We start from the raw sequence: 22,766 nt of genomic DNA on the forward strand, positions 1-22,766 counted from the left end.
GCAGTGTTCAACTGAACTTTGTTCCGTATTATTATATACTGGCCTTTAATTGTTATATGTATGACAGTGTTTTGATGCTGTAAAATACAGACATAACGATTAAGGGGAGCTGATAGTTTGCTGTCGTCAAAATTAACCAAAATCTTATATGGCGGGGACTATAACCCTGAGCAATGGGATCGCAGCGTATGGTCGGAAGACATGAGAATGATTCGATTGGCAGGGATGGATATTGCAACCGTCAATGTATTCTCATGGGCAATGCTGCAGCCTGATGATGAAACCTATGATTTTTCCACATTAGACGAAATTATGGCTATGCTTCAGGAGAATGGCATCCACGCTTGCCTTGCGACAAGCACGGGCGCCCATCCTGCATGGATGGCCCGCAAATATCCAGAGATTTTACGAACTGACTTTGAAGGTCGCAAACGCAAGTTCGGCGGCAGGCATAATTCTTGCCCGAACAGCCCTGTTTACCGCACTTATTCGACAAAATTGGCAGCGAAAATTGCTGAACGTTATAAAGACCATCCGTCGCTGCTGCTGTGGCATGTTTCCAATGAATATGGCGGCGAGTGTTATTGCGATAATTGCGCTGCTGCTTTTCGTGTATGGCTGCGAAGCAAATATGGCACGCTAGATAAGCTAAACGAGCAGTGGAATACGCGCTTCTGGGGCCACACCTTCTATGACTGGGAAGAAATCGTGCCGCCCAACATGCTCAGTGAGCAATGGTCCGCCCGCCACACCTGCTTCCAAGGCATTTCGCTTGATTACACGCGATTTAACTCGGACAGCATGCTTGACTGCTATAAGCTAGAATATGCTGAACTCAAGAAACATACGCCTAACATTCCCGTCACGACGAATCTTATGGGCGCATACAAGCCGCTGGATTACTTCAAATGGGCACAGCATATGGACATCGTCTCATGGGACAACTATCCTTCTGCCGATACACCGTTCAGCTACACGGCAATGATGCACGACCTGATGCGCGGATTAAAAGAAGGCCAACCGTTTTTGCTGATGGAGCAAACGCCAAGCCAGCAAAACTGGCAAGCCTATAACGCCTTGAAGCGGCCAGGCGTGATGGCGCTGTGGAGCTATCAAGCGGTCGCGCATAGCGCGGACAGCGTCATGTTCTTCCAGCTTCGCCGCTCGATCGGCGCATGCGAGAAATACCACGGCGCACTAATCGAGCATGTCGGTCACGAGCATACGCGCGTGTTCCGCGAATGTGCGCAATTAGGCAGTGAACTGCAGCAATTGGGCGATAAATTGCTCGATGCGCGCAGCGATGCGAAGGTCGGCATCTTATTTGATTGGGACAATTGGTGGGCGATCGAATACTCCAGCGGTCCATCCGCTGCACTCCAATATACGGCCGAAGTGCATAAGTATTACGATGCGCTTTATCAGCAAAATATTGCAGTCGACATGGTCGGTCTCGATGCGGATTTCCGTTCCTACGACATTCTCATCGCCCCGGTGCTATATATGGTGAAACCGGGATTAGCAGCCAAGCTGGAACAATTCACTCGTAATGGCGGCACATTCCTCACAACCTTCTTTAGCGGAATCGTCAACGAGAACGATATCGTCACGCTCGGCGGTTATCCCGGCGAATTACGCAACATGCTTGGCATTTGGGTAGAAGAAATCGATGCCCTATACCCTGATCAGCGAAATCAGATCATTATAAAAGATAAGCTAGGCGCGTTGACCGGCAGCTATGAATGCGGTTTGCTATGCGATCTGCTGCATGTCGAGGGCGCTGATATCATTGCAGAATATGGACAAGACTTCTATGCAGGCATGCCTGCCGTCACTCGCAACCTATTCGGCCAAGGCGAAGCATGGTACGTGGCATCCAGTCCGGAGCCAGCATTCTTGCAAGGCTTGCTCGGCGAAATTTGCGAAAAACGCGGAATATTGTCGATACTGCCGTCGAAGTCTGGAATGGAAACGACTCGCAGAACGAAGAACGGCCAATCCTATGTGTTTATTTTGAATCATAACGACACCGTGCAAACGGTTGAACTGGGTGACGTTCAAGGCACCGAGCTGTTAAGCGGGCAGCCCGCTGTCGGGCAAATCAAGGTCGCTGCACGGAGCACTATTATAATAGAAGAAACACGTAAAAAATGACTAAAAAAGCAAGCATTTCGCAGTAGCGAATGCTTGCTTTTTCTCATTCTATTCAACAATTTTCAACACACTGTTTCGACATAGAAACGACTTGTTTCGGTCCACGCTTCGCCTGGCCGAAGAATGACTAATCCTTTGGTCTCATCAGGAAGATTAAGATTCGGCGCGTCTACCATATTGATCTGAGGCTCTGGACAGAAGTAATTGACGGATGCTTTATTGTTCCAAATCATCCAATGCTTAAATTTGGTGCCCGCATCGTATACCAGTTTGACGCCAATTCGGTGATCGACCACTTCTGCGACATTGCGACCGTTTACCGGCTCCGCAGAGTAATGATTGTCCAACTGCTCCGCGAACGGCGATCCGCCTGCCGGCGATTTTATGGCAAGCTCAGCTGGGGACATCGGAATCGTTTTGCCCGTCGGCAGACTCCGATCATCCAACTCCCACCGTACGCCCGTCGTGACATGAGCGGTTATGTCCTCACGCTTGCTCCCCGGCGCGAATGGCGCATTAAATGCAGTATGGAAGCCAAGCATGCTAGGCATCAATTTATTTCCAAGATTCGTAACGCTGCTTGTTTGCGTAAGTCCGTTCTTGGATAAACAATACCGAATGCGAATTTCGAAATGATGCGGCAAGTATTGGTAAATGTTATCGTTTTCATCCACGGTGTAGCTGACCACGACGAAGCTTTCCTGCCCGTCCGTCCCTTTATCCACGACCTTCCATGGCCTATTGTAGAAGAAACCGTGCAGATGATTGCCCGTTGCCGGCTCGTTTACAGGCAGCTCATACTTAATGCCCGCTACTTCGAATTTGCCATCCCGGTATCGGTTTGGCGGGAAGAGCACCGGAATGCCATAGATGGCCGGGTGTTCGCGGAAGATGTCCATCTCCTGCTCCTCAGGCTCGCGCAAAAACTTGTATCCCGCCTCTACATCGCGAAATGCTATAAGGTTGGCACCCATATTCGGCAGCAATGCTGCTTCATATTTGCCTGCTCGGAGCCATATCGCTTTCTCTCCGTAAAATAATCCTTCCGTCGCTTCATAAGCCATTCGATCACTGCTCCTATGTCATAATCAAGTTATTATATGTAGATGCATCTATATTGGGTCAATTCCCCACAAAGCCTATTATACGTATGGAACAGCAGCGCTAGCAATCGATTTCAATATGTTTTTATTAAACAAAAAAAGCCCCGGCTACAAGCCGTTAGGCTTGGTTGCCGAAGCATTTTTAGCTGCATCGTATTAAGTAAGGCTGTTCCAGAACGTTACTTCATCCACCGTCAGACGAACGGATGCGTGAGCCGGAACGGCTGCTTTGCCGATTGCAATGAGCATTACCGTCTCATAACGCTCAGGCACTGCGAACTTTTCGTTGAATTGCGATTTAACGAAGCCGCCCATTGGCACCGTGTCATAGCCATGCGCTTTGGCAACGAGCATCAGCTGCATCGAGATCAAGCCTGCATCAACAAGGCCGATATCCTTCGCGATCGCCTCTTTGCGGTAAGGGGATTGCTCGCCTGTGATGCTGCCCAGCATACGTTGTTTCGTAGTCGCATCCATAACACCCGCTTGCTCAGCGCGGTCATAGATCGTCTCGGCAAGGCGATACGATTCTTTGTCAGCCAATACGGCGATGACATGCGAAGCGTCTACGACTTGTTGTTGGTTGTAAGCAATCGGAAGCAGCTCTTCCTTCAGCTTCTGATCCTCGATTACGAGGAAACGCCATGGCTGCATATTGCTCGAAGAAGGAGCCAACGTTGCCTCTTGCAGCATCGTCGTCAGCTCTTCGCGGGAAATTTTAACCGTTGGGTCATACTTGCGAACGGAATGGCGTTCACTAATTACCGTCATAAAATCTTGTTTCACAGCTTGGTTTGCACTCATTAACAATCCCTCCATTAATCTGTGTCTATTTTCGCTCAGTTAACTTCAAAAAAAGGCGAGTAACTGTTCATTTCTGTACACAGTATATTGCAAAGAAAAGATGCTGTCAATAGGATGTGGCGCCGTTTTTGCGAACAGCCATCCTTCAGGCCCGGGATATCAATTCGGCAATTGTATGCTTCTCCAACACCTTCATCGTACTCTCGTCTAGTTCCGCTACCAAGCTGGCAAAAACGCCCTGCATCATGATGCCAAACGGATGCGACCCAGTCGCTTCCTCCATGCTGCGCCCCAGCTCCTCGCTAATTTGAAGCGCTTGATAAACTTCCGCTAACGTGATCTGCTCCGCTGGACGCAGCAGCCGATACCCGCCGTCTCGCCCTTCTCTAGTCTCGATTAAGCTCGCACGCGCAAGCGTCGCTAATATTTTGCGAAGCAGCGTCGCTTCTGACTGCAATTGATCCGCTATCGTACAGCTTGGACAAGTATGCTCATTGCTAGCAAGTACGACAAGCGCTTGTATAGCTAGCCCAAACGTACGAAAACTGGGCGGACACGGTTTACGAATCGTCGTCACCGACTATCTCCTCCTTCACGCACAGGTTTGTTCGCTCAATAAGACTAACTATACTGCAACCTAAGACTTTTGCCTAGCTTGGGTCGAAAACGCCGATTTCCTTCGCATACCTTCCCCAATGGGGCCGGGCGCCGTCTGCATCTGCAATATTATAGCGCTCCGACAAATCCCAGCTCGTCAGCACTTTCCCTGACCACTCCATGCGCTGCGGATCACAAGCGAATGCAGCAAGTCCGCGGCCAAGCAGGTAAGGCGTCTCCGATTGGGCAAAATGGGGTTCGATTGCGACGCCATCCCGCCAATTGTCAGCCGTCACTCCAAAGTGATCCAGCATCGCTTCTGAACGCAAAAAGCCTGGCGTTGCAGCGACGCTCGTCACCCCTGCATCTCGAAAATCGCTTGCCATCGCTTGCGCCAGATGAATCACGCTAATTTTGGCAAGGCTGTAATAGAGGTTGCCGCGATACCGATAATCCCATCCGTCCGTCACCTCAATTAGTAGTCCGGAAGGGCTTGCCTTCAGCAATGGGGCTGCATAGTAGCTCGTAATCATATGCGAATGAACCGCTTGGCGTTGGATTCGAAGCCCGTCGGCAAGCGAATGCTCCCAGAACGTCGCTCCCCATTCGGTTAACGGGTCTCCGCCCCATACATCGTTAACCATAATATCAAGCACGCCGCCCTGCTCCTGTTGTATGCGTTCAAATAATGCCTGCACTTCCTGTTCATTCGTATGATCGGTTCGCACGGCTATGCCGCAGCCGCCGCTGGCTGTAACCAGCTCTGCTGTCTCTTCGATCGTTTCGGGACGGTTCATATCGGATTGTTGCTCGCGCGTGCTTCTCCCCGTGCAATACACCGTTGCCCCTTTTTCGCCCAATGATACAGCGATCGCGCGGCCAGCTCCCCGCGTTGCCCCTGCGACCACTGCTACTTTGCCCGACAATGTATTCATTCTATTCTCCCTTTCCGACTGTATTCCATTATCGTTAGTAAGCATATATCAGCAATGTTGACGACAGATTGTCAGTATTATTGCATAAGACGAAAACAATCGATCATATCGTAATAATACGCCTACCTATTCCACTGGCGCCGTCGAAGGAGGATCAAGCCGAACATGAACGCTGATCACAATTGGAAAGCACGTTGGATTGACGAGGAGCGCGTCGATTCCAACACTGCGAACCGCCCGTTCGCTTTTAAAGTGCCCGCCGCATGGTGGACTCGGTCGGAGGAATGGGCATGGTCGGGCCTATTCGTTCATCCTCACCGCGTCGTCTTAGATTCCTCGCTTAGCCGCGGCATTATCCGTTCCAATCAGACGGATTACGAAACCCGTCATAACCCTCGAATCGTATCCTTGCAATCCGTATTCGAGCATATGCAGCATGAAGAGGAGCCCGCGCTGGATGCAGCTGCGATTCAAGAGCGCTTGGAGCGCGACGCGCTTCGATTTATTCGCTCGGATATCACTCGGCTGCCGTACGATGACGAGAAGTTTGATACCGTATTCTGTTTATCCGTCATTGAAAGACTGGAACAAGCAGATGCCAGAGAAGCTTTATTAGAATTCCGCCGTACGCTCAAAACAGGCGGCTTGCTTGTGCTTACCTTCGACGAACTAACGCCTGATCTGCCTCAAATCACTCGCAGCGTAAGGGATTGCGGCTATTCCTTCGCTGGCGAATACGAATCTGCGTGGACATCGGACGGAAGCGGCAGCGAGAATGTGCAGGGACGTCTTTATGCATTCCGCGCCATCTGACGGCCGATGCAAACAGGAAGAGACCGTTTTTCTTGCATGAGCGTGCATGCAAGAAACGGTCTCTTCGATTTACGTTGAATGCTTGTTCACAATGCGTGCAACGTGTTGCAAATGCTCCCGCATAGCAGAACCAGCGAGCGCCTCATCACCCGTAGCTATCGCCTCGCAGATGATGTTGTGCTCGCACAGTAATTGGTCTGCAACCGCTCGATTCGCATACATTTCGGCCCGCCGCACATCACGAATGGCAGACTCCGTCTGCTGTGTAATCGTGTCAAACAGCTGTACCAGAATGGAATTGCCGGTTGCATGAGCAATTGCCTGATGAAACGCCACATCAAGCCTTTCGCCAGCAGCATCATCGCCTGCGGCTTCCACCATATCTGCAACGATCAGTCGAAGCTGTTCAATGTCAGATTCGCTCCGTTTAGCGGCAGCTATCGATGCGTTGGATATCTCTAGCGCTTGCCTCGCTTCAAGGAGCTCCAGCAAGGAGGTTCCATCCAGCCGCATGGACGCCAGTGCCGATGAGGGTTCGGCAAGCGGCTGCTCTCTCACGACCCGGCAGCCTCCGCCTTGTCTGATTTCGATTAATCCCATCGCCTTCAGCCCGCTCAGCGCTTCACGCATCGTCGATCGGCCGACTCCGAACCGTTCCGACATCTCTTTGGTTGAAGGGAGCTTATCTCCCACCTTCAGCTTACCGCTTCCGATGAGCGCTTTAATCTGCTCGGTAATTTCCTCGTAATGATTGCGTTTATCCAGCTTTGCTACGTCCATTTCACTTGCTCCTATCTATTTTTCAGCTTCCCAGCTGTTTCAACCAATAATTAACGCATATACGATGCCTGGCCCGTGGACCCCGATCGTCAGGTCATTCTCGATGTCTGCCGAGCGGCTCGGTCCCGAAATAAAATGGATGCCTGCAGGAAGCTGTTCTCGTCCAAGCGCATCAAACGCCATTAACGGCTCGCCTAACCTCGTCTTCAGCCGATCAATCGGAATAAGCGCGAACAGAACAGTGGGCAGCAAGCTAACCGAACGCCCTTTATCCTTCGATGATAACACAGCAAGCGAACCCGTGTAAGCAACCGCATAATCCGCAACGACGATGCCAAAATCCGCTTCCGCCGCCCGTGCGCTCCATTCTTCCTCCGAGCTGCTGTTCCATACCTTCACCTGCGCTTCCGAAAGCGCCGCTTCCAGTTCCATCGCATCCAGCTCAGGCTGCCGTTGGCGCACGACGTATCGCGCACGCATTTCCGACGCTTTGTCCGCGATATACTGCTTCGCTTCCTCCCAGTCCGCCAACCGCGCAACGTGGCCGCCCGCCGCCTTGAAATTTGCCCCGAATCGTTCCACCCGCTCCTCCAACGGCCAATCGAAGCTGCGCCAGAACGCAGGCGCGCCGCGGAACGGATGGTCCGGCGCCTCGGCAACCCTCGGTCGTCCCAGCTTCTCCGTCAGCCCGTCTATAAACGTTTTCTGCTTCGCCCGTGAGGCTGCATCCATCTGATCGAGCCATTCTCTATGCGTGTCCGCCATGTCCGCCCCCCCTTTCATTCCGATGCTGTACGATCGCTTCCATGCGCGCTTGGGTCGACGCCGCCATCGGCTTGGCGCTCGAAGCCGTTTGGCTTTCAATCTCCGTCCACCGGTCACGGAAAGCTTGCTTGGGCAAGCTTGGCGTCACTCGGTAGGTGTTCCAACCTTTCAAAGGCCCAAGCTTCGTTCGAATCACATCGCCTCGCACGACCAGCTTCTGACCAAGCTGTCCGAAGCGCAAAGCGCCGCGCATCATCCTCGAATTGCCCATAAGCATCGAGAAGCCTTTCATCCCGGCCGATTCCAGTTTATTGCCATGGCCGCCCTCGACCTTTCGCCTCCGCAAATAAACGAGCATGTCATGCAGCGGAATTTTGACCGGACAGGCCTCGTAGCAAGCCCCGCATAAACTCGACGCATTCGCAATATCGTCCCACTCCGCAACATTTTTCTGCAGCGCAGGCGTCAACACGGCGCCAATCGGTCCGCTATAGGTACCGCCATAGGCATGACCGCCAATATGCCGATAAACCGGACAGGCATTCAAGCAGGCGCCGCAGCGGATGCAATTCAGCAGCTCTTGGAATTCCGGATCGCCAAGCTGGTTGGAACGGCCGTTATCGACGATAATGATATGCATCTCATCAGGGCCGTCAGCATCCTCCTCCCGCCTAGGCCCTGTAATGCCGGACATATATACGGTCAGCTTCTGGCCGGTTGCAGAACGCGGCAGCAGCGTCGCCATCACTTCAAGGTCTTCGAAGGAAGGAATAATCCGCTCCATGCCCATCAGCGTAATTTGCGTACGCGGCACTGTGGTGACCATTCGCGCGTTCCCTTCATTTTCGAACAGTACCATAGAGCCTGTCTCCGCAATCGCAAAGTTACAGCCCGTCATGCCAATATCAGCCTCCAGAAACTTCTCGCGCAGCTTCTTCCGAACAAAGCCGGCTAGAATCTGCGTATCCGGCGCCAGCGTCTCGCCCGCTTCCGCCGAAAGAAGGTCTGCGATCTGGTACCGATTTTTATGAATCGCAGGAATAATAATATGCGATGGCGTCTCGCCAGCCAGCTGAATAATGTATTCGCCCAAATCCGTCTCGATCGCCTCTACGCCGATCCCTGCCAGCGCATGGTTCAAATGCAGCTCTTCCGTCACCATCGATTTGGACTTCACGACTGATTTTGCCTGTTTGCGCTCTGCGATCGCCAGTGCAATCTTCACGGCCTCAACATCCGTCTCTGCAAAATGGACATGCACGCCATTGGCGCGCGCATTGTCGGCAAACAGATTCAAATAATAGTCCAAATGCGCAATCGTATGCATGCGAATTTGCCTGCCCCGCTCCCGCCAGTCGTCCCAATTGCCATGCTCCTCGGACGCCGTTTTTTTGCCTGAACGAAGCCGTTCCGTCGTAAATTTAACCGCCTTGCGCAGAAACTCGTCATTCAACGCCAAGCCCGCTCGTTCCTTCACTGTTGCGTTTCTCGTCTTATGCGATCCGCTCATGCGTTTTTCACCCCTTCATACAGAAGCTCTGCCAAATGCATGACGCGTACCGGCTTATTCCGATATCGCAAATTGCCGCCTATATTCATCAAGCAAGCCATATCAAGGCCCACCAGCACTTCCGCTTCTGTCTCCAATACATGATCGACCTTCTCCGTCACCATCGCGCCAGAAATATCGGACATCTTCACGGCAAAGGTTCCGCCAAAGCCGCAGCAATCCTCTGCAAAAGGAAGCGGCACCAGCTCCAGTCCGCGAACGTTCTCCATCAAAGCGATCGGTTCCTCCTTCACGCCCAGCAATCGGCTGCCATGACAAGAAGGATGATACGTAACCTTGTGAGGAAAGGAAGCCCCAAGGTCGGTAATTCCGAGCACTTGCACGATAAATTGCGTAAATTCGTAGCTCTTCGCCTGCAGCTGCTTCGCCTTCTCCAGCATCGAAGCATCCTGCTCGAACAGCTTCGGATAATGATGAATCATGCCCGTGCAGGAGCCTGATGGCGAGATAACAAAATCGCAGTCCTCGAACGCTTCAATAATCGTTGCCGCTGTTTTCCTCGCATCGTCCCAGTACCCGCTATTGAATGCCGGCTGCCCGCAGCAGGTCTGAACGTGAGGGAATTCCAGCCTCACGCCGTATTCGGCCAACAATCGTACCATCGACTCGCCCACATTCGGATAAATCGCATCGCTTAAACAAGTTATAAATAATGATACTTTCATGTTGCACCCCTGTTCGCCCGCCGCAAGAACGGTTGATATAATATCAGGTTGTCAGACAAGTTGATTAAAGTATAACCGACGGAGTAGCTTTCGCGCAAGGAAGAGAATAGCGTTTTCACTTCTGTTCCTCTCGGAAAGTTTGCCATCGGCTTTATGTGCTAGGATCCCGGTGTTCCGCGTTTTCCCTCTCTATAATCCTTCGGAGTGACGCCGACCGTTTTCTTAAATAACTTATTGAAATAGACCGGATCATGATAGCCAACCAGCTGTGAAATCTCATAGTTGCGAAGCGCGGGATTGCCGATCAGCAGCTCCTTCGCTTTCTCAATGCGAAGCTGAATGACGTAATCCGTCATAGTCATATTCGTCTGGATGCGAAACAATCTGCTCAGGTAGCTGCCGTTCATTCCGACGGATTGCGCAAGCTTCTCTAGCTCAAACGGCTGATCGTAGGATTGCTCAAGCTCATGCTTCACCTGCTCCACCGCATGATGCTCGCGATCCTCGATTGGCGCGGCGCTTTCTTCCGGTTTGTTAGCCAGCGCTTTTTGCCGGAGGGATTCAATCTCGACAAGCCGCTCTTGCAGTTGAATTTTATCAACCGGCTTCAACAGATAGTCCTTCACGCCAAAACGCAAAGCGGCCCGTGCATATTCGAACTCCTCAAACCCGCTCAGCACGATAATTTGAACATCGGAAGCGACCTCTCTGATTTTCTCAATCAGCTTGATCCCGTCCATGAAAGGCATTTTAATATCCGTAACAACGAGATCCAGCCCATCGCTGTACAGCTTGGCAAAGTTGTCCCATGCGACTGCGCCGTTACTGTACGATCCAACAACCGACAGATTGGGATGCAGCTTGGACATGATTTTTTCCAGCCCGAGCCGGATCATCTCTTCATCATCTACGATCATCACTTTCATTCATGACACTCCTTCTTCGGAGCTTGCTGCGCTATAGCAGTCTGGCCTTCGAATTGGCAGAACCGATGGAATCGCGATAAATCATTTCTCCGCTGATCAGTATTTTCTCGAACGGCTCCTTAGGATATGCGATACGCTCCAGCACTTTATCAACTGCGCGCGCGCCAAGCGTTTCCTTGGGGACGTTAACCGTCGTCAAGGAAGGCGTATGTTTGACGGTATCGATGTTATCAAAGCCGGTAATGGAAATCTCGCCAGGCACGTCGATTTCTAATTCGCGGAACGCTCTTGCCGCATCCATCGCGATCGAATCGTTAGCGCAGACCACGGCCGTCGGGAGCGATCGCAGCTTCTTCCTCCTCATAGCCCAAGCCTTGATCGGCTCATCAAAATGCTCCATGCTGTCCAGCGCGGTCAGATGGTCATCCTTCACCCAGAGATCGAATTCCTCCATTGCGTTCCGGAATCCGTTCCAGCGATCAAAGAAGCTTCTGGAATATCGGTCATTGCCGATAAAGCTGATGTTTCGATGCCCAATTCCGATCAGATGCTTGGTCAGCCTGTACATGCAATCATAATTGTTCACGAAAACGGTATCGGACGGAATCAATGGATCCTCATGATCAACCAGAACCATCGGAACGCCTAGACGATGAATTTCCAATAGCATGGACGTGGCGATCTCGCCTACGCCGATTAAGCCCATAATGCCTTCTGGATTCAACAAATGAAGGAAGCTTTCGACGTTCTGCTCCATCACGATGAACATGCCAATCCCTTTTTCCTCCAAGCGTTTCGTAATCCCGTCGAGTATTTTTCCCCAATACTCGGAATCTTTCGTTTGGAACCGAATATTCGGCATCAGAACAAACATCGATTGTTTTACATCCGATTCCGTGAGCGTCTCTTCAGGACGGACAGTCTTGATCGGCTTCACGTAGCCGCTGGTTTGCGAGAAATAGCCGAGTTGGGACGCGGTTTGGATAACGCGGTCTCGCGTTGCGCCGCTGACGCCTTTCTTGCCGGAGAGCGCTTTGGAGATCACATATTTGGATACGCCCAAATGATCCGCGATTTGCTGCATCGTTACTTTTTTAGTCATTGGTCTTCCCTCCATGAATGAATGGCGTGTCAAGTTCCGATTGCGGGGCCGGCAAACGAAGGACAATCTCCGTGCCCCCATCCAGCCCCTCTAGCGCTTCCATGCCGTAGCTGTGGCCGTAATGCAGCTTGATGCGCTCACAAACATTTTTCAGCCCGATCCCTCCTCGCTTCTCTCCGTTAACCTCCATGCCAGAGAAGGAGCGATTGAGGCGTTCGCGCGTCTCCGCCGTCATGCCGAGCCCGTTATCTACGACACGAATCAAGAGAAAGCGCTCGGTATGTTCAACAATAATGGCAATACGCATTCGCGCCTTGCGGTCGTCCAGTCCGTGGTAGATAGCATTCTCTACGATCGGCTGGAGCAGCAGCTTAAGCGTAAGGACGTTATGGAACGCCGGGTCAGCGTGCATCTGCAGGTCAAACCGGTTCGGATACCGATAATTGAGCATCTCGATATAATTGCGGACATGCTCCAATTCCGCCTTGACGGTCGTTTTCTCCCGCACATCTCCGATGCTGTATCGCAGCAGCTTGCCGAACACCGATAACATATCCGCAGCGGCATCGTCATCGTTCAATTCGGCAACCATGCGAATCGTTTCGAGCGTGTTGTACATAAAATGAGGATTGATCTGATTTTGGAGCGCGTGCATCTCCGCTTCGTTCTTTTTCGTTTCCATCTCATAGATGTCCTGGATCAACTGATCGATTCGAACGATCATCCGGTTGAACTGATGGCCAAGCTGGCCGATTTCATCCCGGTGCTTTACCGGAAACTGCACCTTGAAATTCCCTTCCTGCACGGTCCGCATGAGACGCATCATTTTGCGCAGCGGCTTGGTTAAGGCGAAGGACAGCAGGATCGAGATTAGCAAGGCAACGCCGATAGTGACGAAGGTAGCGGCCAGCGTCGCGTTTCGAATCCGAATGGAATCCTTGTTTAACTCCCGTTCGGGTATAAGAATGAATAGCTTCCAGTCGGTATCGGGTGACGTCGTATAAATAACGAGCTGCTTTTGGCCGTCAACCGTTTGATAGAAGCTGCCGCTTTTACCGCTTGCTTGCCGTATAATCGGGGTGTCGATTCGCTTTGACAGCTGACTTTTATCGCTATCGTAAATAACGCCGCCTTGTTTATCGATAATGAACGATTTGCCATGCGTCAGCTTGTCCAAATCGATAATTTGATCCTCGATCACACGAATATCCGCATCCACTGCAATGAGACCGATCGGCTGAAGCGAAGCTTCATCCAATATTTTACGAACGACGGTAAAGGCGCTTCTGACGCTGTTCAGATTGCTTGTATAGGTTTCCGTACCGAACAAAAGCGCTTCACCGCCAGATTGCTCCGCCTGCGCTTTCCATTGCCGATAGCTTTTCTCCAAATCCAGACGAACAGCGCCAGACTCAGTAGAAAAGTATCCGTTTCCAAATTCATCGAAAATGTAGACGACATTCGCGCCGCGTTTAATATTATTGATAAACTTGACCGAAGACTGTATGCCTCGTTGAATGGACAATAGTTGATTAAAATCTTCCGGCACCGAATCCGTCACCGATGTCGAATTCGCCTTCATCCTCTGTCCATAGTATTGGTTGGAGCGTATCAAATTGTGTTTAATCTCGGCTTGATAGGCAGGAATGGACGAAATGCGCATCATATCTTCGATATAATCGTCGATGCGCTCCATCATCGCTTCCTGCAGGTTTGTGGAGTAGGACACCGTCGTTCGCTCGATGGAATGGGTGTAATTCGAGTAAGAAAGATATCCAATAAAGGTTAACGGCAACGAAATCACACCGAGAAACACGATCAACAGCTTGCGTTCCATCGGCATGTCAGTCAGCGCAGATCTTAGTCCCCTCCACCATCGTCTCGTTTCCATCACCACATTCCTTCCGCCCCGTTGTTCTGTCGAATAATCTCTACATTATACGACATATCGGTAGCCTATGCACTTAATCGTTATTGTACAACACGCTTTTTTACCTAACAATATGCATGATCATGCTAATAAACATAAAAAAAGCTTTTGCCAGTATATGAACGGGCAAAAGCTTTATGATTTAACTTGCGCTAACGCTATTTAACGGCACCTTGGGTAACGCCTGCAAATATATACCGCTGCAGGAACACGAACATGACAGCCGTTGGAATCATGATGATAAGAATCGCGGCGGAAACCATCTGCCAATTCCCGCTGTTCGAACCGAAGAAACGCATAAGCGAGGTCGATACGACGACAAGCTCCGGCTTCGTCAGGTACAAGAACGGCGTGAACATATCATTATAAATCGAGATCGTCTTCAAAATAATGATCGTTGCCGTTGCCGGTCCCAGCAATGGCAGGATAACCACATAAAAAATTTTGAACAAGGATGCGCCTTCCATCATCGCCGCTTCATCCAGATCGTACGGAATGTTGCGTATAAACTGCATGTAAATATATATTTGCAAAATATCTGCGCCAACGTACAGCAGTGTCGGTCCCATCAAATGATTCGTCAGCCCCAAGCCTTGAATCGTTTTGAAGTTGATGACCTGCGTTGTAATTTGAGGAATGATCGTCGCAAACAGGAACAAACCGACCAGCGGCCCTTGCAGCTTGAACTTAAATCGGGTCACCGCGTAACAGAAAGAGGCGCCGATCAGCACGTTCAAGAGAAGCGTAACGCAGACGATAATGATCGTATTCCCGAATGCACGCCCCATATCCGCCTGGCTGAACGCATCGGCAAAATTGCTAAAATGCACAAAGCTGTCCGGCAGCGACATCGTCGATTTCGTCAAATACTCGTCCGGCGTCTTAAACGCATTCGCTACAATGATATAAGGCGGGTATAAGACGACGAAAACCGCGATCAATAACGAGATATATTTCATACCGATCCATATCGGATTTGCTTTCGTCATCGCTAGTCTCTCCCTCTATTCAAGAAATACCGCTGAATGGACAACACAACAACAACCGCTATCAACAAGACCACGCTCATCGCTGATGCTAATCCATAGTCGTTAAACTGGAAGGCTGTCTCGATAATTTTCATAACAAAGGTCTCGCTCGCGCCAGCCGGTCCGCCGTTCGTTAGGACGAATGGAAGGTCGAATACTTCCAACGCGCCTGTTACGGTCAGGAACAGGTTTAGCTCAATGATTTTGTAAATATTAGGAACCGTAATGAAACGGAATTTTTGCCAATTGTTCGCGCCGTCAATGGACGCCGCTTCATATAGATCGGCAGGGATCGATTGAAGCGCTGCCAGATAGATGACCATATTAAAGCCCATAAACCGCCAGAAGCCAATGGAAGCCAACGTGTAATTCACAAACGATTCAGAACCGAGCCAGCTCGTTTCCCCGCCAAGCCCAAGCTTGCCTAACAGAAAGTTCAGCGATCCGTCCGTCGTATCGAATACGTATCCGAACAAATATGCAACTGCTACACCGTTCAAAATGTACGGGAGAAAAAGCAGCAGCCGGAAAAAATAACGACCTTTCAGTTTCCCGTTCAACACAATCGCGAAGTAGATCGCCGCGATATTTTGCACAATCCCAACCACGAAATACGCGATATTATGTTTAAAAACGCCAAAAATTTCTGGATTCGTAAAGACTTCGCGATAGTTAGCAAAGCCAATCCAATCTTTCTCCTGACTCATGCCGTCCCAGTTCGTAAAGCTAAGCCGAATGAGCTCAAGCGCTGGGTAATAGGAGAACGTCAGCAGCAGGAGAAGGGGCAATGCGATAAACGAGACAATTATTATTCTTTTTTGCGTTTCAAAAGGAAGCCTGCTGAGCATGGGATCCCATCCTCTCCAAATTCTCTAGATATCTCTCTGCTCGAAGGAGCTTCGCACCGCATCGGGAATCGATGCTCCGCAAGCGGGAGCATCGTTCCTTAGGCGGCGTACGCTTTAACTTACTTGGCTACTTTGCTTTTCGCTTTAGCCCATTGCTTGTTCAGCTTATCCAATACCGTTTGCGGATCTTTAACAAGCACGAACTCTTGAAGGAACTTGCTTTGATCGATCTGCGCGTCATTTTGAATGGAAGTCGCCAGATCGTTCGATGCGCCAAGCTCGATAAATTGCGGATTGTAGCTGTTGAACTCCGCCAGCTGCGGCAGCTTCGATTCTTTGGTCGTCAACGTCGGAATGAAGCCTGCGAAATCCTCGTATCCCGACTCCTCAACCATCCATTTTACGAATGCTTTAGCAGCAGGAACGTTGCCGTCTTTGTTAACCGCATAGAACCAGTCCGGATTGAGCGGCGCTTTAAGCGAGCCTGAATTGTCGGCAGGGAATGGGAAGAAGCCGATATCTTCGGATGCTGCACCGTTCTCAATGACTTGATTGATGACCCAGTTGCCGAGCAAATACATGCCGAACTTGCCTTGCGCAACGTCTTTTTTCGATTTCTCCCAGTTCGACGAGTTGATATCTTTCTCCAGCAAGTCTTTCTCGTGCAGCGTACGAAGAATGGACCACGATTGGCCATATACGCCATCCATCGTGTACGGCGTGTCGGTTTCTGCGCGTTTGTTTTGGTGATCCGATGCGCCGCCGATCATCGTCGGTACGTCGTAAACCCAAGTATCAAGCGGCCATTTGTCTTTGAAGTTGGAAGCAAGTGGAATAATGCCCGCATCCTTCAGCTTTTGTGCCGCTGCATAAAACTCATCAAGCGTTTTAGGAATTGCCGTGATGCCTGCTTTTGCAAATGCTTTTTTGTTATACACGATACCTACCGTGCTGTTGCCGGAGGAAACGCCATACATTTTGCCTTCAAACGCTTTCAAGTCTTTGAAGCGAATGTCGCCGGAGAATTGAATATCATCAAGCGGAGCAAAATATTTTGGGAATTCCGAGTTTGCAATGCCTGGTCCGATCAAAATAACGTCTGGGAATTTGCCGGAAGCGATCCGTACCTTCGACGTTTTCTCGTAATCGAGCACGCCTTCGAATTGAATTTCGACGCCTGGGTATTTCTCTTCAAAACGTTTTTTGTATTCCTTAAACTCTTTGCCGATCATGTCCGTGCGCTGCGTCAGGAAAACGATTTTGCCTTTAATCTCTTCCCCGCCCTTGTTATCCGTCGCTTCCGTCGTCGGCGTTGTGTTGCCGTTGTCAGATGGCTTTACTTCTTCCTTATCTTTTCCGCCACATGCCGCTAATATTGTTAGCATAAGAACGCTTGCCAATAATAACGAAAATGCCTTTTTCATTTTTTATCCCCCTCATATCGTTTTGTTACCGCTTGCAAATTGAGTATATAACCTTATCGATATCGATAAAATGGTCTACGTTTTGTTTTCTGGTCTTCAATTTACCTTTTGCATCAATAATAACAACTAGCTAACAGGTTTATGTGAAAGCGCTGTATTTTACCATTCCCCCTTTTATATAGGTAATTTCCCGACTGACTTCGCTTATTTAATCGCTTACATTATTTTTTTGTCCCAAGCCTATTGCCAAACGAGGGTTCTTGATGTTTACTTGTGATAACAAAACACATTTTTGTTATGCTAACTTCATTTGAGTTTGCAATCAACTAAGCCTTTCATTATGAGTAACGGAGAGATGTTCATGAGCAAGCTAGATCACTTTATCGGCGGGATGACATGGGGCTGGACTGGCGTTAGAGGCACTTGGAACAACGAAGAAGCGCGCCAATCGATGGCGCTTATGGTCGATCGTCTGAACGTAAATTGGACGGCTATCACTTTCGCTGCAATGCAAGCGCATCCTCAAGCAACAACAATCGCGTATCAAGAGGAACCTACGGTAACCGATCTGGAAGTGCGCAGCATGATTACCGAAGCGAAACGACATGGCCTTAAGGTGTGCCTGAAGCCCGTCGTCAATTGCACGGATGGAACATGGCGCGCGCATATTAACTTTTTCGACAATGACGTGCCGTGCGAGCCCAAATGGTCTGAATGGTTCGCCTCCTACACTACATTCATGCTGCATTATGCCGCGATTGCCGAAGAGCTCGGCTGCGAGATGCTGTGCATTGGCTGCGAAATGGTACAGACCGATCGCAGAGAATCGGAATGGCGCGCGTTAATTCAGAAGGTCAGAGCTGTATACAGCGGCATCGTTACCTATAACTGCGACAAATATCAAGAGGATCAGGTGCGCTGGTGGGATGCCGTCGATGTCATTTCCTCCAGCGGCTATTATCCGATCAACGATTGGGATCAGCAGCTGGATCGCATCGAAGCGGTCGTTAAGAAGCACGGCAAGCCGTTCTTCTTCATGGAAGCAGGTTGCCCGAGCCGCCAAGGCTCCGAACATTTGCCGAATGATTGGGGCCTGCAAGGCGATCCAAACGAGTCGGTCCAAAAGCGCTATTTTGAGACGGCGTTTGACCGCTGCAGCACGCGCGACTGGGTTGGCGGCTTCATGCTATGGGATTGGCCAGCCCAGCTGTATGCCGAGAATGAAGCTTCGAGCAATGATGACTACTGCATGTTCGGCAAGCAAGCGGAGACCGTCGTCCGCGACTACTATACGTTAAAGACAGCAGAACGGGAGAAATCGATCACATGACGATGACAATGACGACACAACCACAATGGAAACAGGATTGGTCCCATGCGATACGGCAGGAGCTGGAGAATAATATTCTCGCGTTCTGGATGAAGCATGCCCTGGACGACAACGGCGGCTTCATTGGCGAGATTACGCAGGATATGATTCGGGTGACCGATGCAGAGAAAAGCCTCGTCCTGAATACGCGCATGCTGTGGACCTTCGCGTCAGCCTATCGGCTTTACCGCAAACCGGCCTATGCGCTCATCGCGGACCGCGCGTTTGTTTACTTGAAGGAGCACTTCTTCGACTCGCGTAATGGCGGGCTGTACTGGATGCTTGATGCGCAAGGCAACCCGACCTCGGATAAAAAGCAGGTCTACGGCCAAGCCTTCGCCATCTATGCCTGGTCCGAATATTATCGTGCCACGGGCAATCGCGAAGCGTTGGATGAGGCCATCGCCCTGTTCAAGCTCATCGAACGCCACGGGCGCGACAACGTTCACGGCGGCTACTTTGAAGCGCTCGCAGCAGATTGGACCGCGACAGACGAGCTCAGCTTGAGCAATAAAGACTTGAATGAGAAAAAATCGATGAATACGCATTTGCATGTGCTTGAAGGTTATACGAATTTGTATCGGGTATGGCCATCCGAGGAGCTTCGCCATTCGCTCGAAGCGCTCATTCACGTGACGATTGACCATATTGTCGATGCCGGCACCGGCCATTTTAAGCTGTTTTTCGATGAAAGCTGGAACAACAAGTCCGACCACATCTCCTATGGCCACGATATCGAGGGCAGCTGGCTGCTTGTTGAGGCGGCCGAGGTGCTCGGAGACGAAGCGTTGACGAAATCCGTTAAAGCGATTGCGTTAACCATGGCTGAGGCTACGCTGCGCGAAGGCGTCGACCCAGACGGCGGCATTCCGAACGAAGCGGACCGCTCCGGCCTCATCGATACGGACAAAGATTGGTGGCCGCAAGCCGAGGCGGTCGTCGGGTTTTATAACGCCTACCAAATGACCGGAGACGAACAGTACGCCCAAGCCGCTCGCGCATCGTGGCAGTTCATTGAATCATTCCTCATCGATCGGCAAAACGGCGAATGGTACTGGAGCGTCACGCGCGAAGGCATTCCAACGGAAGGCCACCCGAAGGTGGGCGCGTGGAAATGCCCTTACCACAACGGCCGAGCATGCTTCGAAATGCTGGAGCGTCTCGCTCGATGATATTGACGGTTTGATGGCGCGGGACCAAGGGCTAAGCGGCTTGCTCCGGTGACGCCGTGTTGACTCTGGTGCAGCCTGCTGCTCTGATGCCAACTTGCTCTGATGATGCAACATGCTTCTTGCTGCTGTGACGCCGACTTGACTTGCGGTAACGGACCGAGGAGCCGCTATTTGACCCTAATCAGTCATCTTTTTGCTGTAACGGACCGAGCGGCCGCTATTTGGCCCAAACAGCCCTCACCAAGCACCAAAATGGCGAAATAACGGCGGTGGAGTCCGTTACATTTCAATTCTGCGTGTTTCGAGGGCTATAACGGCTCTACGGTCCGTTACAAAATAAAGGGAGTCCCAAAGCGTAAGCTTCGGGACTCCCTTCTCACATCAAAACCTCTCGCCTACTCGCACGCGATATCCTTGCTCACTTAATGCACAAGCGCCCGTGCTGCCCGCCATCTCTCGTTGTATTGCTCGAACGTTTTGCGCAAATCCTTGGACGCGATCCACTCTTGAATGTACTCCCCTGACCAGAGCGATATATTCGCTTTCTCGGCGATTTGGAGGAATCGATCGCTCGGCGGCTCACTCTCCACGAATGTCGGCGAGAACGAAAGAAACTGCTCAACTTGCGGCAAAGCGGAAATTTTCTCATTTTCCTTTACCGACAAGTACCCCTCATCCTCTACATAACCCGATTGTTTGACGAAAAACGCCACCCATTCCTTCGCCAGCTGCTTCTTGCTGCTGAATTTACTGACGCCAATGAACCAATCCGGCACCAACGGCGCGTAGCGCTGAGGGCCATCATCATAAGGGAATGGGAAAAATCCGATATCCTCGGGATGCGCCCCTGCATTGATCACCTGTTTAATGACCCAATTGCCATTGAAATAAATCGCCGCTTCGCCGGAAGCAATTTTCTTTTTGGATATTTCCCACTGATTCGCAATCAGCCCCGACTCGGTGTACCCTTTATTAATCAGCGTCTGAACGATATTCATCGACTTGCCCCATGCATTATCCACCTGCCACGGATTGTCGGTATCCGCCATTTTGTTCAAATAAGAGGAGTCGCCCGTCATAAACCCAAGCAGCTCTTCTCCCCACAGCTTCATCGGCCATTGCGCCCCATAGTTGATGTATACGGGCGTTATCCCTGCCTTCTTCAGCTTCTCGCACGCAGCATAGAAAGCCGTCAGCGTCGTGGGCAGCTCGCGGATTCCCGCCTTTTCGAACGCCTTCTTGTTATAGACGATCCCGATCGTTGCCGCCCCGGTCGCCATGCCGTACCTGATGCCCTCGTAAGACTTATAGTCCTTAAAGCGAATCGAATCGAACATGGCATTCGGCAGCGGCTCAAAATATTGCGGTAAATCCTGTGCCATCAGATTGGCTGGCAGCAGCAGCACATCTCCCATATTGCGGGTGGACAGGCGCACCATAATGTCAGAGGTATAATTGCTAAGCCCTTGAAACTCGACAGTTGTGCCGGGATGCTCGCTTTCGAATCGCGCTGCATATTGGCGCATGGTGCCATTCTCAATCAAATCAACCCGATTTGTTAGCACAGTCAGTGTCTCGCTTCGATTCGAGCCAGCAGCAGTCGTGCCTGCTTCGGCGTTACGATTCTCCCCCTCCGTACTCGAGCAGCCCGCCAACGCCCAGGAAACGGCGAGTACGATGACCATCATCCAGACGGTTTTGTGCATAAACCATTCCTCCTTGCGCGCTGATGAGCGTAACCCTCCAGAAAGCGCTTTCTATCATTATACGACAATCCGAACGTCAATACTATAATGCATCAAAATTGTTAGGCTAACGTCCGATAAAACGCTTATTGTTATCATTCCCCAAGCTTAGCGAAATGAAAGCCCGTTATGCTCCATCGCTTGGCGCAGCTGACGCACTGCATTCGGTCCAATGCCATGCAGCCGGTTCAGCTCCGACTCGCTCAGCTTGGCAAGCTGCTCCAGATTGCCAATGCCCGCACCCGCAAGCGCGCGTTGCGCTGGCTTCGCTAATCCGGCGGGCAGCTGCAAATTCTGACCGCCATTCCGATTGAGCAGCTCGGCTCCTTCCTCGGAACCAACGATAATCGTATCCGCCAGCTGGATAAACAAGCCATGTTCGACTACGCCGGGAATCGCATGCAGCTGCTCGCTTAGTCGGGCTGCGTCCGCAATGCGCTCCATATGACAGTCAACGATATAATTGCCGTTATCCGTAACAAAAGGCTGATCGCCTTGCATACGCAGTATTCCATTGCTCCCCAGCCGATTCAGCTTGCCCATCGTCAGCTCGAATGCAAAGGGAACAATCTCTACCGGCAGCGGAAATTTGCCTAGTTGGGGGACAACCTTGGAATCATCGACGATAACGATAAATTTGTTGCTGTTAACGGCTAATATTTTTTCCCGCAGCAGCGCGCCCCCGCCGCCCTTGATGAGATTGCCCCGGGGATCCACCTCGTCCGCCCCGTCAATGCTGATATCGATGGTTTCGATGTCCGAGAATGGAATGATCGGGATTTGCAGCTCGCGCGCCAGCGTCTCCGATTGCTTCGAGCTGGCGACTGCATGGATGCGCAGCCCTTCCTGAACTCGCTTCGCGATATGATGGATGGCATAATAGGCGGTCGAGCCTGTTCCTAGCCCTACAACCATCCCATTGTCGATATAGGTCACGGCTTTTTCAGCAGCCAATCGTTTCGCATTCATATGAAGTCACAGCCTCTCTTCGTCATCCTAGTTGATTACTCATTCGACATTCGGAAGTCCTGAATCC

The 22,766-nt window shown here is 50.9% G+C and carries 20 protein-coding genes; 4 read left to right on the forward strand and 16 right to left on the reverse strand.

From position 1 onward, the window contains the following. Positions 1-117: 117 nt before the first annotated feature. Positions 118-2,154 carry a beta-galactosidase gene (locus tag PAECUDRAFT_RS17265; protein ID WP_006039418.1) on the forward strand — a complete coding sequence of 679 codons (2,037 nt, stop codon included), beginning with the start codon at positions 118-120 and terminating at the stop codon, positions 2,152-2,154. 62 nt (positions 2,155-2,216) lie between these two features. Here the strand turns inward: PAECUDRAFT_RS17265 and PAECUDRAFT_RS17270 are convergent, their stop codons facing one another. From PAECUDRAFT_RS17270 to PAECUDRAFT_RS17285, 4 genes are all read right to left on the reverse strand, one after another. Then, the gene (locus tag PAECUDRAFT_RS17270) at positions 2,217-3,218 is read right to left on the reverse strand and encodes an aldose 1-epimerase (protein ID WP_006039419.1); all 1,002 of its coding nucleotides are present in this window, start codon (positions 3,216-3,218) and stop codon (positions 2,217-2,219) included. Positions 3,219-3,413: 195 nt separating this feature from the next. Beyond that, on the reverse strand, positions 3,414-4,061 hold the full coding sequence (locus PAECUDRAFT_RS17275) for a nitroreductase family protein (RefSeq protein ID WP_006039420.1): 648 nt from the start codon (positions 4,059-4,061) through the stop codon (positions 3,414-3,416). Between the two features lie 145 nt (positions 4,062-4,206). Then, positions 4,207-4,638 carry an Rrf2 family transcriptional regulator gene (locus PAECUDRAFT_RS17280; RefSeq protein ID WP_006039421.1) on the reverse strand — a complete coding sequence of 144 codons (432 nt, stop codon included), beginning with the start codon at positions 4,636-4,638 and terminating at the stop codon, positions 4,207-4,209. Between the two features lie 73 nt (positions 4,639-4,711). Next, complete coding sequence (locus PAECUDRAFT_RS17285; RefSeq protein ID WP_006039422.1) at positions 4,712-5,593, reverse strand: SDR family oxidoreductase; 882 nt, start codon at positions 5,591-5,593, stop codon at positions 4,712-4,714. 165 nt (positions 5,594-5,758) lie between these two features. Between PAECUDRAFT_RS17285 and PAECUDRAFT_RS17290 the strand changes: the two genes are divergently transcribed. Then, positions 5,759-6,406, forward strand: coding sequence for a class I SAM-dependent methyltransferase (locus PAECUDRAFT_RS17290; protein WP_006039423.1), 648 nt, complete (start codon positions 5,759-5,761; stop codon positions 6,404-6,406). A gap of 69 nt (positions 6,407-6,475) precedes the next feature. Here the strand turns inward: PAECUDRAFT_RS17290 and PAECUDRAFT_RS17295 are convergent, their stop codons facing one another. The 10 genes from PAECUDRAFT_RS17295 to PAECUDRAFT_RS17340 all read right to left on the reverse strand — a co-directional run bounded on the left by PAECUDRAFT_RS17295 (position 6,476) and on the right by PAECUDRAFT_RS17340 (position 17,444). Continuing rightward, positions 6,476-7,186, reverse strand: coding sequence for a FadR/GntR family transcriptional regulator (locus PAECUDRAFT_RS17295; RefSeq protein WP_006039424.1), 711 nt, complete (start codon positions 7,184-7,186; stop codon positions 6,476-6,478). Between the two features lie 39 nt (positions 7,187-7,225). Continuing rightward, complete coding sequence (locus tag PAECUDRAFT_RS17300) at positions 7,226-7,951, reverse strand: LutC/YkgG family protein (protein WP_006039425.1); 726 nt, start codon at positions 7,949-7,951, stop codon at positions 7,226-7,228. Continuing rightward, positions 7,935-9,461 (reverse strand): LutB/LldF family L-lactate oxidation iron-sulfur protein, encoded by a 1,527-nt coding sequence (locus PAECUDRAFT_RS17305; protein ID WP_006039426.1) that lies wholly within the window; start codon positions 9,459-9,461, stop codon positions 7,935-7,937. The genes PAECUDRAFT_RS17300 and PAECUDRAFT_RS17305 overlap by 17 nt, the downstream gene beginning before the upstream one ends. After that, complete coding sequence (locus tag PAECUDRAFT_RS17310; RefSeq protein ID WP_006039427.1) at positions 9,458-10,186, reverse strand: (Fe-S)-binding protein; 729 nt, start codon at positions 10,184-10,186, stop codon at positions 9,458-9,460. The genes PAECUDRAFT_RS17305 and PAECUDRAFT_RS17310 overlap by 4 nt, the downstream gene beginning before the upstream one ends. Positions 10,187-10,344: 158 nt before the next feature. Next, positions 10,345-11,112, reverse strand: a complete 768-nt coding sequence (locus PAECUDRAFT_RS17315) for a response regulator transcription factor (protein ID WP_006039428.1) — start codon at positions 11,110-11,112, stop codon at positions 10,345-10,347. A 31-nt stretch (positions 11,113-11,143) separates the two neighbouring features. Beyond that, on the reverse strand, positions 11,144-12,214 hold the full coding sequence (locus PAECUDRAFT_RS17320) for a LacI family DNA-binding transcriptional regulator (RefSeq protein WP_006039429.1): 1,071 nt from the start codon (positions 12,212-12,214) through the stop codon (positions 11,144-11,146). Then, positions 12,207-14,105 (reverse strand): cache domain-containing sensor histidine kinase, encoded by a 1,899-nt coding sequence (locus PAECUDRAFT_RS17325; protein WP_006039430.1) that lies wholly within the window; start codon positions 14,103-14,105, stop codon positions 12,207-12,209. The genes PAECUDRAFT_RS17320 and PAECUDRAFT_RS17325 overlap by 8 nt, the downstream gene beginning before the upstream one ends. A gap of 197 nt (positions 14,106-14,302) precedes the next feature. Then, entirely contained in the window at positions 14,303-15,133 is an 831-nt protein-coding gene (locus PAECUDRAFT_RS17330; protein ID WP_006039431.1) for a carbohydrate ABC transporter permease, read from the reverse strand. A gap of 2 nt (positions 15,134-15,135) precedes the next feature. After that, positions 15,136-16,020 (reverse strand): carbohydrate ABC transporter permease, encoded by an 885-nt coding sequence (locus PAECUDRAFT_RS17335; protein ID WP_006039432.1) that lies wholly within the window; start codon positions 16,018-16,020, stop codon positions 15,136-15,138. Positions 16,021-16,139: 119 nt separating this feature from the next. Next, the gene (locus PAECUDRAFT_RS17340) at positions 16,140-17,444 is read right to left on the reverse strand and encodes an ABC transporter substrate-binding protein (protein ID WP_006039433.1); all 1,305 of its coding nucleotides are present in this window, start codon (positions 17,442-17,444) and stop codon (positions 16,140-16,142) included. Positions 17,445-17,805: 361 nt separating this feature from the next. Here PAECUDRAFT_RS17340 and PAECUDRAFT_RS17345 point away from each other — a divergent pair, with 361 nt between their 5' ends. Together PAECUDRAFT_RS17345 and PAECUDRAFT_RS17350 are read left to right on the forward strand one after the other, a co-directional pair. Continuing rightward, positions 17,806-18,774, forward strand: coding sequence for a glycoside hydrolase family 113 (locus tag PAECUDRAFT_RS17345; protein ID WP_006039434.1), 969 nt, complete (start codon positions 17,806-17,808; stop codon positions 18,772-18,774). Further along, complete coding sequence (locus tag PAECUDRAFT_RS17350) at positions 18,771-19,985, forward strand: AGE family epimerase/isomerase (RefSeq protein ID WP_006039435.1); 1,215 nt, start codon at positions 18,771-18,773, stop codon at positions 19,983-19,985. The genes PAECUDRAFT_RS17345 and PAECUDRAFT_RS17350 overlap by 4 nt, the downstream gene beginning before the upstream one ends. 422 nt (positions 19,986-20,407) lie before the next feature. Here the strand turns inward: PAECUDRAFT_RS17350 and PAECUDRAFT_RS17355 are convergent, their stop codons facing one another. Both PAECUDRAFT_RS17355 and rpiA read right to left on the reverse strand, forming a co-directional pair. Next, positions 20,408-21,691 (reverse strand): ABC transporter substrate-binding protein, encoded by a 1,284-nt coding sequence (locus PAECUDRAFT_RS17355; protein ID WP_006039436.1) that lies wholly within the window; start codon positions 21,689-21,691, stop codon positions 20,408-20,410. A gap of 147 nt (positions 21,692-21,838) precedes the next feature. Next, positions 21,839-22,699, reverse strand: coding sequence for a ribose-5-phosphate isomerase RpiA (gene rpiA, locus PAECUDRAFT_RS17360; protein ID WP_006039437.1), 861 nt, complete (start codon positions 22,697-22,699; stop codon positions 21,839-21,841). Positions 22,700-22,766 lie beyond the last annotated feature (67 nt).

This window comes from Paenibacillus curdlanolyticus YK9, from assembly GCF_000179615.1.
In the GTDB taxonomy this organism is placed as follows: domain Bacteria; phylum Bacillota; class Bacilli; order Paenibacillales; family Paenibacillaceae; genus Paenibacillus_T; species Paenibacillus_T curdlanolyticus.

Bases quoted from the DNA above. Each gene is read 5' to 3' on its own strand.
- PAECUDRAFT_RS17325 (WP_006039430.1), bottom strand. From the start codon at position 14,105: ATGGAAACGAGACGATGGTGGAGGGGACTAAGATCTGCGCTGACTGAC.
- PAECUDRAFT_RS17275 (WP_006039420.1), bottom strand. From the start codon at position 4,061: ATGAGTGCAAACCAAGCTGTGAAACAAGATTTTATGACGGTAATTAGT.
- PAECUDRAFT_RS17320 (WP_006039429.1), bottom strand. From the start codon at position 12,214: ATGACTAAAAAAGTAACGATGCAGCAAATCGCGGATCATTTGGGCGTA.
- PAECUDRAFT_RS17335 (WP_006039432.1), bottom strand. From the start codon at position 16,020: ATGCTCAGCAGGCTTCCTTTTGAAACGCAAAAAAGAATAATAATTGTC.
- PAECUDRAFT_RS17315 (WP_006039428.1), bottom strand. From the start codon at position 11,112: ATGAAAGTGATGATCGTAGATGATGAAGAGATGATCCGGCTCGGGCTG.
- PAECUDRAFT_RS17295 (WP_006039424.1), bottom strand. From the start codon at position 7,186: ATGGACGTAGCAAAGCTGGATAAACGCAATCATTACGAGGAAATTACC.
- PAECUDRAFT_RS17330 (WP_006039431.1), bottom strand. From the start codon at position 15,133: ATGACGAAAGCAAATCCGATATGGATCGGTATGAAATATATCTCGTTA.
- PAECUDRAFT_RS17350 (WP_006039435.1), top strand. From the start codon at position 18,771: ATGACGATGACAATGACGACACAACCACAATGGAAACAGGATTGGTCC.
- PAECUDRAFT_RS17290 (WP_006039423.1), top strand. From the start codon at position 5,759: ATGAACGCTGATCACAATTGGAAAGCACGTTGGATTGACGAGGAGCGC.
- PAECUDRAFT_RS17305 (WP_006039426.1), bottom strand. From the start codon at position 9,461: ATGAGCGGATCGCATAAGACGAGAAACGCAACAGTGAAGGAACGAGCG.
- PAECUDRAFT_RS17345 (WP_006039434.1), top strand. From the start codon at position 17,806: ATGAGCAAGCTAGATCACTTTATCGGCGGGATGACATGGGGCTGGACT.
- PAECUDRAFT_RS17300 (WP_006039425.1), bottom strand. From the start codon at position 7,951: ATGGCGGACACGCATAGAGAATGGCTCGATCAGATGGATGCAGCCTCA.
- PAECUDRAFT_RS17270 (WP_006039419.1), bottom strand. From the start codon at position 3,218: ATGGCTTATGAAGCGACGGAAGGATTATTTTACGGAGAGAAAGCGATA.
- PAECUDRAFT_RS17285 (WP_006039422.1), bottom strand. From the start codon at position 5,593: ATGAATACATTGTCGGGCAAAGTAGCAGTGGTCGCAGGGGCAACGCGG.
- rpiA (WP_006039437.1), bottom strand. From the start codon at position 22,699: ATGAATGCGAAACGATTGGCTGCTGAAAAAGCCGTGACCTATATCGAC.
- PAECUDRAFT_RS17340 (WP_006039433.1), bottom strand. From the start codon at position 17,444: ATGAAAAAGGCATTTTCGTTATTATTGGCAAGCGTTCTTATGCTAACA.
- PAECUDRAFT_RS17355 (WP_006039436.1), bottom strand. From the start codon at position 21,691: ATGCACAAAACCGTCTGGATGATGGTCATCGTACTCGCCGTTTCCTGG.
- PAECUDRAFT_RS17310 (WP_006039427.1), bottom strand. From the start codon at position 10,186: ATGAAAGTATCATTATTTATAACTTGTTTAAGCGATGCGATTTATCCG.